This is a genomic window from Candidatus Accumulibacter similis (assembly GCA_013347225.1).
In the GTDB taxonomy this organism is placed as follows: domain Bacteria; phylum Pseudomonadota; class Gammaproteobacteria; order Burkholderiales; family Rhodocyclaceae; genus Accumulibacter; species Accumulibacter similis.
In genome coordinates this window covers 4,288,218-4,300,892 of record CP054595.1, presented here as the reverse complement: position 1 = coordinate 4,300,892, position 12,675 = coordinate 4,288,218, and the positions used below count along the sequence as shown (strand labels likewise).

The following is a 12,675-nucleotide window of genomic DNA, read 5'->3' as shown; positions in this document are numbered from 1 at the left end:
CTGGCGAGGTGCCGCAGCGACGCCCGCCAGGGAATCCGTCTCTCAGTCCGCTGTCGGCGGCTTTGGCTGCGGCGCCGCCTCCGGTCCTGCGCGGACCAGCGCATAGTCGGTGCTGCGAACGCCGCGCAGCAGCATGCCGGTTTCGTCGGACGAGATGCCCAGCGCTTCGAGGCTCTCCGCCGCCAGGCGCAGGCTCGCTTCGAGCGTTTCCGGAAAGGCCAGGGTCACTCCCGCCTGCAGCAGTGCGTCGCAGGTGCTCAGGTCGCGCGCGCGGGCAACGATCTTCGTCGCCGGCGCGTGCACGCGGATCAGCGTCGCGGCGCGCAGCGCCGTGTGCTGATCGTCGATCGTCAGCACGAAGAGCTCGACCAGTTGCAGCGAGGCGTTCGCCAGCAGTTCCGGATTGCCGATGTCACCATAGAAGACAGGATGACCCTCGCTGCGCCACTTGGCGACGAGTACTGCGTCGGCGTCGAAAGCGAGGAAGGGGATGCCGAGCGACGACATGATCGTTCCCACCGTGTGGCCGACGCGGCCGTAGCCCGCGATCACCACCCGCGGCGGCGACTCGTCTCCGCCAGTTGGGTAGTCGGGCTGCTGGTCGACAGCGAGCGACCGGTCGTCCATCCGCTGCGCCAGCCGGTTGCCGATCTTGACCAGCACCGGCGTCAGCAGCATCGTCAGCGAGATGACCGCCACCGCCATGACGAACACCAGGTCGTCGATGACCCCGAGCGCCTTGGCCGCGCCGAAGACGACGAAGCCGAACTCGCCACCCTGGGCGAGCATGAAGGCGACCCGCACCGCGGTGCCGCGGCCGTTGCCGAACATGCGGCACAGTCCGTAGAGCACGACCACCTTCAGGCTGACGATCGCCAGCACGTGCAGGGCGAAGGTGAAGGGGTGCTGCGCGAGCGCCGCGAGGTCGACCGACATGCCGACGGCGACGAAGAAGAGGCTCATCAGCAACCCCTTGTGCGGTTCCAGTGTCGCCTCGATCTGCAGGCTGTAGCGCGAGGTCGACAGCATCATTCCCATCAGGAAGGCGCCGAGGGCCATCGACATGCCGGCGCGGTCCATCGCCATGGCGGCAGCGAAGACCGCCGCCATGGCGGCGAGAAAGAAGGCCTCGCGGTTGTTCTGCCGCGCCAGCCGGTCGAGCAGCCGGGGTACCAGGTAGCGCCCGGCGGTGATCACCAGGGCCACCATCGTCACCGCCACGGCGAGCTGCTTCCACAGAGCCATCTCGCCGGGCAGCGGTCCCGTGTCGGCGAGTACCGGTACCACGGCCAGCAGCGGCACCACCGCCAGATCCTGCATCAGCAGGATCGCGAAAGCGGTCTGCCCGTGGCGGCTCGCGAGTTCCCCCTGATCGCGCAACATCTGGATGACGAAGGCGGTCGAGGAGAGCGCGAAGCTGGCGCCGAGCAGCAGCGCCACCGACCAGCTTGCCATGAACTGGCTGAAGTAGGCGGCGATCACCAGCGCCGAGACGACGATCTGCAGCGATCCGAGCCCGAACAGCGTCCGCCGCAAATCCCACAGTCGCCGCGGTTTCATTTCGAGGCCGATCAGGAAGAGCAGCAGCACCACCCCGAGTTCGGTAAAGTGACGCACGTCCTCCACCTCGGTGGTGACGAACGGACCCGGCGTGTGCGGGCCGACGATGACGCCGGTCACCAGCAGCCCGAGAATCGACCCCAGACCGAAATGCCGGAAGACGGCGACGGCGATCGACGCGACGACCAGGAGGAGCACCGCGGAATAGACGAAAGATTTCGGGTCCATGCTTCAACCTCCTGTTTCGGGGACAGTACATTGATTGCGCCGTGTCCCCACGTTCTGCATTGCGGACGCGCCCGGGTGCCGATCCGCAACCTGTCCCGATGCTAGCATCCTCGTGCCACTGCACCAACACGAGGCAAGACGGCGAGAGTATCCTGGATTGCCGAATCCGGTGCCACGAGCGGGCGCCGGCAGGCGTTGGTTGCCAAGACCGGGGGACGACACTGCCGCCGGTCTCGGCCCCGGCAGGCGGGGGGGTAGCCGGACAGCGCATTGCGGGCGGACCGGACGACGGACGGTCCGGTCTTCCTTCAGACGTGCGGCCGGCGCGAGGGGCGGGCGAGGACGGCCACGGGCCAGAACGGCCGGCCCCGGGTACCGGGCGACGAGCCGCCGGGATTGAAACTTTGTTCTCCTTTCGCTAGTCTTAGTCGCGTAATCGCATTTCGACACTCAGGAGGAAGAACATGCAACCCCAGTATCAGATGAGCGCTCAGCAGACTGCGACCCTGTCGCTACAGCAGAACCGCGTGCTGCGCAACACCTTCATGCTGCTCGCACTGACCATGCTGCCGACGGTGGTTGGCGCACTGGTCGGCGTACAACTGCAATTCTCGTTCCTTGCCGGCAGTCCGCTCCTGTCGTTCCTGCTCTTTCTCGCGATCGCCTTCGGTTTCATGTGGGGCATCGAGCGAACCAAGAACAGTGGCATGGGGGTCGTGCTGCTGCTGGCTTTCACCTTCTTCATGGGGCTGATGCTGTCGCGCATCCTGCAGGTGGCGCTGGGCTTCAGCAATGGCGGTTCTCTGATCGCCATGGCGGCCGGTGGAACGGGCGTGATCTTCTTCTCCCTTGCCGGGATCGCGACGGTCACGAAGAAGGACTTCAGCTTCATGGGCAAGTTTCTCTTCATCGGCATGATCGTCGTCCTGCTGGCAGCGGTGGCCAACATCTTCTTCCAGATTCCGGCTCTGTCGCTGACCATTTCAGCGATCGCCGTGATGGTGTTCTCGGCCTACATCCTCTACGACATCAGCCGCATCGTCACCGGTGGCGAGGACAACTACATCTCGGCGACACTGGCGGTGTACCTCGACATCTACAATGTCTTCGTCAGTTTGCTGAACCTGCTGATGGCCCTCAGCGGCGACCGCGACTGAGCGACTGCGGCCGCAGGCGAGGGGGCGGCTGCGGCCGCCCTTTTCATTCGGGCGGCAGGAAAATCTTTCCCTGCACCATGCGCTGGCCGGGGCGTCCGGGGACGCCGGTGAAGACGACCTCATGCCGTGGCAGGGTGACGATGTTGCGCGAGCCGATCAACTCGCGCAGGGTCAACAGCTCATGGTCACGGGTTTTCCAGGCGATGAGGAGACGTTCGAACGCAGCGAGGAAACACATTCCCTCGAGTTCGGCGCGCAGCGTGAAGACGTGGTCGCCGGCGACGCGCGACGGCTCTTCAACCAATTGCTCGACCGCCTCTTCGACCGACGTCGAGCCGGTCGCCAGCAACTCGTCGATCGTCGGCAGCGTCGTCGGCAACTGCGGACAGAGGACGATCTCGCCGTCGATGACCGGGATGAACGGCGATGTCCCGCGGCAATCACTGGCGTAACAGAAGCCAAGGCGCTGCGTCAGGCGCAATGCATGGCGGTTCGTCCGCCAGCCGGGCGCGGCCCAGGCGTACGGCTGCTCGCCGAAGATGTCGCTGAATCGCCGGCAGGCCTGCGTCATCTCGGCCTCGATCCAGGCCTTGTCGGCGGTCGGCAGGCGGGTTTCCCAGCGCACGCGGTCCCATGCGTGCACCGCCACCTCGAAGCCGCAGTCGCGCGCCTGCCGCATGCTGTCGACGCAGCGCACGCCGATTCGCGGTGCCGGCAGCAGCAGGCCGTAGAGTCGCGACAGGCGATCGTGGTACTTCGCCGGCGACAGCCGCCGCGACTCGCGTCCGCCGCGGTCCGGACCGAAGGAGAAGAAGAAGCTGGCAGCCGCCCCCTGCCGCCGCAGCAGGTCGACCAGCGCCGGGACACCGTTGAGCGTACCGTGGTAGCTGCCGACATCGATCTTGAGGGCGATCCGCTTCATCGCCCGCCAGGGTCGGGCATGGGCTGCTCTGGGCCAGCCGGGCGCTGCGCGCGTTCAGGCAATGAGCAGGCCGGCGGCGACCCGACGTCCTTCGCCGACGAGGATATTGTAGGTACGGCAGGCTGCCGCCAGATCCATGACCTCGAGCCCCCGCTGTACATTGACGAGCGGTTGCAGCAGTTCGGGCCTGGGAAAGCGCAGCCGCTTGCCGGTACCGAGGAGAACGATGTCGGCGTCGAGACCGGCGAGCAGTTCGAAGTCGGCGAGGCTGAGCGTTTCGAAGTTGGCCAGCGTCCATTCCGGCAGCAGGCGGTCGGGCAGCACCGCCAGGTTGTACGCGTGGCGGACACCGTTCACGCTGACGTATCCGTCGCCGTAGGCGGTGAAGGTATTGAGGTGCTCTGCCCTGGTGCTCTGAAGCTTCATCGAAATTGCGGCGCAGCGGTCGTTGAAGTAGGATTATAGCTTTTTTGCCGATCGCGTTCGGCTTCGCCGGTTGCGGCGGCTGTCGGGCGCCGCCCCGTCGCTTGAACGGCACGGGCCGTTGTCGCCGATCACCTCCCGAGTCTCGACCATGAGAGAGTTCTCCCGCATCAAACGCCTGCCACCGTATGTCTTCAGTATCACCAGCGAGCTGAAGATGGCCGCCCGCCGCCGTGGCGAGGACATCATCGACATGAGCATGGGCAACCCGGACGGACCGACGCCGCAGCACATCACCGACAAGCTGGTGGAAGCGGCGCTGCGGGAGAACACGCACGGATACTCGATTTCGAAGGGGATCCCGCGTCTGCGGCGCGCGATCTGTGACTGGTACCAGCGGCGCTACGACGTCAGCTTCGACCCGGAAACCGAGGCGGTGGTGACGATCGGCTCGAAGGAGGGACTGGCGCACCTGATGCTGGCGACGCTTGACCGTGGCGATACCGTCCTGGTGCCCAATCCGTCCTACCCGATTCACATCTACGGTGCGATCATCGCCGGTGCCGACATCCGCTCGGTGCGGATGACGCCGGAGGTCGATTTCATCGAGGAAGTGCAGCGCGCGATCCGCGAGTCGATCCCGAAGCCGAAGATGATGATTCTCGGCTTTCCGAGCAACCCGACGGCGCGCTGTGTCGACCTGCAGTTCTTCGAGCGCATCGTCGCCCTCGCCAGGCAGCACGACATCCTGGTGGTGCACGACCTCGCCTATGCCGACATCGTCTTCGACGGTTACCAGGCGCCGTCGATCATGCAGGTCGACGGCGCGCGTGACGTCGCCGTCGAGTTCTTCACCATGTCGAAGAGTTACAACATGGCCGGCTGGCGGGTCGGTTACATGGTGGGCAACCAGGAACTGTGTCACGCGCTGGTGCGGATCAAGAGCTACCATGACTATGGCACCTTCACGCCGATACAGGTGGCGTCGGTGATCGCCCTCGACGGTCCGCAGCAATGTGTCGAGGAAGCCCGCCAGCTCTATCAGGGGCGTCGCAACGTGCTGGCCAAGGGACTGCACGAGGCCGGCTGGATGGTCGAGGTACCGCGCGCCTCGATGTACATCTGGGCGAGGATCCCGGAAGCCTATCGGCCGCTGGGTTCGCTGGAGTTTTCCAAGAAGCTGCTCGCCGAGGCACGGGTCGCGGTGTCGCCGGGCGTCGGTTTCGGCGAGTACGGCGATGATCACGTCCGCTTTGCGCTGATCGAGAACGAGGAGCGGACGCGCCAGGCGGTGCGCGGCATCAAGGACATGTTCAGGAAGGATGGCCAGCTCTGAGGCCGGGACGATGAAGACGGTATTGAAATCGAACAAGCTCGACAACGTCTGCTATGACATCCGTGGCGCCGTGCTGCAGCGGGCGAAACAGATGGAGGACGAAGGGCATCACATCATCAAGCTGAACATCGGCAACCTGGCCGCCTTCGGCTTTGACGCGCCGGAGGAAATCCAGCTCGACATGATCCGCAACCTGCCGGGCGCCGCCGGCTATGCGGATTCGAAGGGGATCTTCGCGGCACGCAAGGCGGTGATGCATTACACGCAGCAGAAACACATCAAGGGCGTGACGCTCGAAGACATCTACATCGGCAATGGCGTCTCCGAACTGATCGTGATGGCGATGAACGCCCTGCTCAACAGCGGTGACGAGGTTCTCGTGCCGGCGCCAGACTACCCGTTGTGGACGGCGGCGGTGAGCCTTTCGAGCGGTACGCCGCGGCACTACCTCTGCGACGAGGCAAACGGCTGGCTGCCGGATCTCGACGATCTGCGGGCGAAGATCACGCCGCGAACGCGGGCGCTCGTGGTCATCAACCCGAACAACCCGACCGGCGCCCTCTATCCCGAAAGCCTGTTGCGCGAGCTGGTGGCGATTGCCCGGGCACACGGCCTGATCATCTACACCGACGAGGTGTACGACAAGGTGCTGTACGACGGCGAAACGCATACGGCCATCGCTTCGCTGTCCGAGGATGTGCTGACCGTGACCTTCAACGGTCTCTCCAAGAACTATCGATCCTGCGGCTATCGGGCTGGCTGGATGGTCGTTTCCGGCGATCTGCGCAGCGCGCGCGATTACATCGAGGGCCTCGACATGCTGGCGTCGATGCGCCTGTGCGCCAACGTCCCGGCGCAGCACGCGATTCAGACCGCGCTTGGCGGTTACCAGAGCATCGACGACCTGGTGGCGCCGGGCGGTCGCATGTGCCGTCAGCGCGACCTCGCGCATGCGCTGATCACGGCCATTCCCGGCGTCGCCTGCGTCAAGCCGAAGGCGGCGCTGTACATGTTTCCCCGTCTCGATCCGGAGATCTATCCGATTGCCAACGACCAGGATTTCATCGCCGAGTTGCTGGCCGAGGAACGTGTCCTGCTGGTGCAGGGCAGCGGCTTCAACTGGCCGGCGCCGGACCACTTCCGCCTCGTCTTCCTGCCCTACGAAGACGACCTGCGCGAGGCCATTGGACGCATCGCCCGTTTCCTCGCGGGCTATCGCAAGCGGGCCGGAACGGCGGCATAGGAGGCGGCGCCTGCGCTGCCAGGAGTGGCGCCCGCAGGTTCTCGACAACCCTTACTTCTGACTGCTCCATGAAAGCTATCAACGTTGGATTAATTGGCATCGGCACCGTCGGCGGCGGGACGTTCTCGGTACTCCGCCGCAACGGCGAGGAGATCGCCCGCCGTGCTGGCCGACCGATTCGCATCACGGTCGTCGCCGACCGCAATCCGGACCGGGCGCGGGAGCTGACCGCCGGTGCCTGTCGGGTGACCGACGACGCCTTTGCCGTCGTCGGCGATCCCGAGGTGGACATCGTCGTCGAGCTGATCGGCGGCTATGATGTGGCCCGGGAACTTGTCCTGCAGGCCATCGCCAACGGCAAGCACGTGGTGACGGCCAACAAGGCGCTGCTAGCCAAACATGGTAACGAGATTTTCGCTGCCGCCCGCGACAAGGGGGTGATGGTGGCCTTCGAAGCGGCGGTTGCTGGTGGCATCCCGATCATCAAGGCGTTGCGCGAAGGCCTGACGGCGAACCGCATCGAATGGATCGCCGGCATCATCAACGGCACGACCAATTTCATCCTCTCCGAGATGCGCGACAAGGGGCTGTCGTTCGCAGCGGTATTGCAGGAGGCGCAGCGCCTCGGTTACGCCGAGGCCGATCCGACTTTCGATGTCGAGGGGGTGGATGCGGCGCACAAGCTCAGCATCATGTCGGCAATCGCCTTCGGCAACGCGATGAACTTCGACAAGGCGCACATCGAGGGCATCAGCCAGCTTGACGCGGCCGACATCCGCTACGCCGAACAGCTCGGTTACCGGATCAAGCTGCTCGGCATCACCAAGCGGACCGACGAGGGGGTCGAGCTGCGCGTGCACCCGACGCTGATTCCGGCCAGGCGACTGATCGCCAATGTCGAAGGGGCGATGAACGCGGTCCTGGTCAAGGGCGATGCGGTCGGCGCGACGCTCTACTACGGCAAGGGCGCCGGCGCCGAACCGACCGCTTCGGCAGTCATCGCCGACTTGGTCGACGTCACCCGCATGCACACCGCAGACCCCGAACACCGCGTACCGCACCTCGCGTTTCAGCCCGATGCCATGGTCGATCTGGCGATCCTGCCGATCTCCGCCGTGGTCAGCAGCTATTACCTGCGCCTGCGCGTCGAGGACCGGCCGGGGGTGTTGGCGGACGTGACGAGGCTTCTGGCGGACAACGGCATCTCGATCGTCGCCATGATCCAGCGCGAACCGGGCGCGGGCGAGGAGCAGACCGACATCATCATGCTGACCCACAAGACGCGCGAACGGCAGGTCGATACGGCGATTGCCGGCATCGAGTCACTGGCAGCGGTGCGTGGGCGCATCATCCGGCTGCGCCTGGAGGAACTGCTCTAGCCCAGTGATCGAGCGCAGTCCAGCTGGCGGCTGGCAGGGTCGCCGTCTCCTGCCGCTCGGCCTCGACGGCGGTTGTCTGCGGCCAAGTGGCGAGCCGAGCGGCGGACAGGCATGCTGAGTCGATTGGCGGTCGGGCTGCTCTGGCTGCTGCACTGGTTGCCGCTGCCTGTGCTGTCGCGCTGTGGCAACGCGCTGGGCAGCCTTTCCTTCCACCTCGGCCGACGCCGCCGCCACATCGTCCTGGTGAACCTCCGTCTGTGCTTTCCGGAACTCCCGGAAGAGCAGCGCAAGCAGCTGGCTCGCGCCCATTTCAGGGTGCTCGGACGCAGCATGCTCGAACGCAGCCTGCTCTGGTGGGCGAGCACCGAGCGTCTGTCGCGCCTGATCACAGTCGTCGGCGACGACCACCTGCGGACCCTGGTCGAAGCGGGGCGGCCGGTGCTGATGCTGACGCCGCACTTCGTCGGACTCGACGCCGGCGGTGCGGCGATCGCCATGCGTTTCGACTGTGCGAGCATCTACGCCGTGCAGTCGAATCGCGTCTTCGATCGCCTGTTGCTTCGTGGTCGCCAGCGTTTTGGTGACCAGTTGCTGCTGTCGCGGCAGGAGCCCGTGCGGGCCAGCGTCCGGGCGATGAAGGCCGGGCGGCCGCTCTACTACCTGCCGGACATGGATTTCGGGCGCCGAGACTCGATCTTCGTGCCCTTCTTTGGAGTGCAGACGGCGACCGTGCCCGGTCTGTCGCGGCTGGCGCGACTGGCGGGCGCCACCGTCGTTCCCTGTCTGACGCGCATCCTGCCCGGCGCCGCGGGCTACCTGGTGACGGTCGGCGAACCGTGGCAGGATTTCCCGAGTCGCGATGTCGAGGCGGACACGGCGCGCATGAATGCCTGGATCGAGGAGGCGATCCGCAGCATGCCGGAGCAGTACTACTGGGTGCACCGGCGCTTCAAGACGCGCCCGGAAGGCGAGCCACGTCCCTACTGAGGGTGACGCGGCAGCGCTTTTCGCGCCGCCGCGTTACGTCGGCGAACCGCAGGGCGGCCGCGGCGGGTATACTTGTGCGGCACGCAGACTGGTGCCGCGAGCTGCCTGGCCACCGGGCCGAAAACCTGATCCTCTGAGACCTCTCTATCTTGGCACTGACCCTACTCGGATTGTCCGGCGCGCTGACGCACGACCCGTCGGCAGCTCTCTACCGCGACGGCAGGTTGGTCGCTGCCGCGGAGGAGGAGCGTTTCGTTCGCGACAAGCACGCCAAGAACCGCATGCCCTACGAGGCGGCAAAGTTCTGCCTCGATTTCGCCGGCATCCGGCCGGTCGACGTGGACGCGGTTGCGATACCCTTTGCCCCGATCACCTTGTTTGGACGAGCGCGCTGGCACTATGCGCGGCGCTACTGGTACGCTCCGGATCGTGCGCTGGACGCGATCCTGACCGGCAACCGCCGTTTTCACCGTTATCGCCGGCGGATCGAGTGGTGTCTGCAGCAACTGGGTTTCGATCTGCGGAAGACCGACATCGTGCCGGTCGAGCACCACCTCGCGCATGCCGCGAGTGCCTACCATTGCGCCGGCTTTCAGGAGAAGACGGCGATCCTCGGCATCGACGGCAAGGGCGAGTACGCGACGACCTTTTTCGGCTATGGCGAAAACGGCAGGATCCACAAGATCAAGGAGTTCTACGATCCGGATTCGCTGGGGGGATTGTACGGTGCGTTGACCGAATACCTGGGTTTCGAGATGCTCGACGGCGAGTACAAGGTGATGGGAATGGCACCCTACGGCGATCCCGGACGGTACGATTTCTCGCGTCTTGCCCGCTTCGAGAACGGTGAACTGAAGATCAATACCCACTACGCCAACGTGATTGGCTTCCGCCGTTACAAGGAAGCCGGCAAGGGGTACTACTTCTCGCCACGGCTCGTCGACTGGCTGGGACCGAAGCGTGCGGGGGATGTCGCCGACGATCCCTACATTCATTACGCGGCGAGCATGCAGAAGCTGTTCGAGGATCTGTCGCTGCAGATGCTCGACCACTATCTGGGAGACATCCTGCGGGAGACGGGCCGCCTGGCCTTTTCCGGCGGCGGGGCGCTGAACGTCAAGCTCAATCAGAAGATCATTGCACGTCCGGACGTGCGCGAACTCTTTGTCCAGCCGGCCTCCGGTGACGCCGGCACGGCGGTTGGCGCGGCGGCCTACGTCTCGGTGCAGCGTGGCGTCGCGGTCGAGAAGATGGAGCACGTCTATCTCGGGCCGGCATACAGCAACGAGGACGTCATCGCCGCCTGCGCGCGTCATCCTGCCAGGCCGGCGTGGCAGCGGCTCGATGCGGTCCCGCTGCGGGTCGCGCGGCTGCTGACAGCCGGCCATCCGGTGGCCTGGTTCCAGGGCAGGATGGAGTTCGGACCGCGTGCGCTCGGTGGCCGGTCGATCCTTGGCTGCCCGAGCGTTGCCGGGGTCGCCGACCGGATCAACGCGCAGATCAAGTTTCGCGAGCGCTGGCGCCCGTTCTGTCCGAGCATGCTCGATACCGTCGCGCCGCAGGTGCTCGGCAGCACGCATCCGGCACCATTCATGACCTTCACTTTCGAGGTGGCGAAAGGCTGGAAGGAGAGGGTGCCCGAGGTCGTGCATGAGGATGGCACGTCGCGTGCGCAGGTGCTGCGGCGCGAGTTCAATCCACGCTACTATGACCTGATGCTGGAACTCGAGAGGCTCACCGGCAATGGTGTCGTGCTGAATACCTCTCTGAATCGCCGCGGTGAGCCGATGATCTGCTCACCGACCGATGCACTCAACATGTTCTTCGGCTCGGACCTGCAGTACCTGGTGATGGAGGATGTCCTGGTGGTCAAGGACGGAGCCGATCGACAGTTCATCGACACGCACGAAGAATGAAGAAGATCAAACTGCTCTACGCAAGGAACATCATCAGCAGGAAGTCGGCGCAACAGGAGCTGTCGTTCCTGCTGCTTGTGCACAACCTGGCCTTCGAGAAGACCGTGGAAGTGCGCTGGGCTGGCGAGGACGGGGTCTGGCACAGCCTGCCGGCGGCCTATCACGGCGCCATCGACGGCGAGAAGGAATACTGGCTGGCGACAACGGCCCTTGCGCTTGCCGACGATCAACCGCTGCCCGGCAATGTCGAGTTCGCAGTTCGCTACTGCGCTGCCGGCAGCGAGTACTGGGACAACAACGACGGCGGCAACCACAGCATCCAGGCCGACTCGGGGATCAAGCTCGGTGCCGACTGTGCCGTGCAGAACGTCGAGTTTGAAACGCGCCTGGCCGAGCAGCAGCGGCTCGTGCCGGTGGTCGTGGCCGTCAGCAGCGGCCTCGGTGTGCGCCGCGTCAGCATCGAATGGAGCACCGACGACTGGCGGAACACGCAGCAGTCGAATTGCCGCTACCGGCGCAACTATTGGGACAGCGAGTTTCTGAGCAACGCGCGCAACCCCAACCACTACGGTTGTCAGATCTGGCAGGCCGGGCTCAGGATCGGCGACGCCTTTCGCCTGCGCTACCGCATCAGCTGTGAAACCAGGCGACACGAAGTTCTCCAGGACGACGCCTGCGGCCATGATTACGTCGTCGAGCGGCGGCCACTGACGGTGATGATCCTCAACCTGCACTGTTGCCAGGAGGAGGAGCAGGACCGCAAGCTGTCGCAGATCGCGCGGGCGATCGATGAACTCGGGGTCGACATCGTCTGCTTGCAGGAGGTCGCCGAACTCTGGAATGACGGTCGCGGTGACTGGCAGACGAACACGGCGCGGATCATCAACGAGCGAATCGCTGCGCCGTATCAGTTGGTGACGGACTGGTCGCATCTCGGTTTCGGCCGTTATCGCGAGGGGGTGGCGGTACTCAGCCGCTACCCGGTCGAGAACCACCGGGCGCGTTACGTATCGTCCAGTACCGACCCCTACAGCATCCACTCGCGCAAGGTGGTCATGGCGCGCGTCCGGGTGCCGCGTTTTGGCCTGATCAACGTCTTTTCGTCACACCTGAGCTGGTGGGAGGACGGCTTTGCGGAGCAGTTCGGCAATCTCCGCCGCTGGGCGAGCGAAGAGCACGGCGACGGGATTGCGGCCAGCATGCTCTGTGGCGACTTCAACATCAAGGCCGGTGCACGGGGCTACCAGTTGGTCGTCGAGTCGCGTGAATATCACGATCAGTACCTGGCCGCGACCTCGCCGCTGGTGTTCGACAAGGTTTTCGCAGCCATGGAGTCCGGCTGGCCGCACTACCTCGACGACGATCAGCGGATCGATTATGTCTTCCTGCGCCAGGGCAGTCAGCTGCGCGTCACTTCCGCAAGGAGCGTCTTCTCCGACCAGGATTATGGAAGGGTGTCCGACCATCTGGGCTATCTGATGACCTTCGAACCAACATGAGCCGGACGAATTCTCAGGCTCGTCT

General features: G+C 65.0%; 10 protein-coding genes. 7 read left to right on the top strand and 3 right to left on the bottom strand.

Annotation, left to right across the window (positions count from 1 at the left end; translation table 11 throughout):
* Positions 1–42: 42 nt before the first annotated feature.
* On the bottom strand, positions 43–1,788 hold the full coding sequence (locus HT579_18965) for a cation:proton antiporter (GenBank protein ID QKS30817.1): 1,746 nt from the start codon (positions 1,786–1,788) through the stop codon (positions 43–45).
* A 464-nt stretch (positions 1,789–2,252) separates the two neighbouring features.
* On the opposite strand from HT579_18965, the gene HT579_18960 reads away from it, so the two are divergent.
* Positions 2,253–2,945 carry a Bax inhibitor-1/YccA family protein gene (locus HT579_18960; protein ID QKS30816.1) on the top strand — a complete coding sequence of 231 codons (693 nt, stop codon included), beginning with the start codon at positions 2,253–2,255 and terminating at the stop codon, positions 2,943–2,945.
* A 43-nt stretch (positions 2,946–2,988) separates the two neighbouring features.
* Here the strand turns inward: HT579_18960 and HT579_18955 are convergent, their stop codons facing one another.
* Both HT579_18955 and HT579_18950 read right to left on the bottom strand, forming a co-directional pair.
* Positions 2,989–3,867, bottom strand: coding sequence for a polysaccharide deacetylase family protein (locus tag HT579_18955; GenBank protein QKS30815.1), 879 nt, complete (start codon positions 3,865–3,867; stop codon positions 2,989–2,991).
* Positions 3,868–3,921: 54 nt separating this feature from the next.
* Positions 3,922–4,293, bottom strand: a complete 372-nt coding sequence (locus tag HT579_18950; protein QKS30814.1) for an Xcc1710-like domain-containing protein — start codon at positions 4,291–4,293, stop codon at positions 3,922–3,924.
* Between the two features lie 148 nt (positions 4,294–4,441).
* Between HT579_18950 and alaC the strand changes: the two genes are divergently transcribed.
* From alaC to HT579_18920, 6 genes are all read left to right on the top strand, one after another.
* Positions 4,442–5,626, top strand: coding sequence for an alanine transaminase (gene alaC / locus HT579_18945; GenBank protein QKS30813.1), 1,185 nt, complete (start codon positions 4,442–4,444; stop codon positions 5,624–5,626).
* Between the two features lie 10 nt (positions 5,627–5,636).
* Positions 5,637–6,869, top strand: coding sequence for a pyridoxal phosphate-dependent aminotransferase (locus HT579_18940; GenBank protein QKS31718.1), 1,233 nt, complete (start codon positions 5,637–5,639; stop codon positions 6,867–6,869).
* 68 nt (positions 6,870–6,937) lie between these two features.
* Positions 6,938–8,248: a homoserine dehydrogenase gene (locus HT579_18935; GenBank protein QKS30812.1), complete on the top strand. Its 1,311-nt coding sequence runs from the start codon at positions 6,938–6,940 to the stop codon at positions 8,246–8,248.
* Positions 8,249–8,362: 114 nt separating this feature from the next.
* Positions 8,363–9,235, top strand: a complete 873-nt coding sequence (locus HT579_18930) for a lipid A biosynthesis acyltransferase (GenBank protein QKS31717.1) — start codon at positions 8,363–8,365, stop codon at positions 9,233–9,235.
* A 149-nt stretch (positions 9,236–9,384) separates the two neighbouring features.
* On the top strand, positions 9,385–11,151 hold the full coding sequence (locus tag HT579_18925) for a carbamoyltransferase (GenBank protein ID QKS30811.1): 1,767 nt from the start codon (positions 9,385–9,387) through the stop codon (positions 11,149–11,151).
* Positions 11,148–12,650 carry an endonuclease/exonuclease/phosphatase family protein gene (locus HT579_18920; protein QKS30810.1) on the top strand — a complete coding sequence of 501 codons (1,503 nt, stop codon included), beginning with the start codon at positions 11,148–11,150 and terminating at the stop codon, positions 12,648–12,650. The genes HT579_18925 and HT579_18920 overlap by 4 nt, the downstream gene beginning before the upstream one ends.
* The last annotated feature ends 25 nt before the right edge of the window (positions 12,651–12,675 follow it).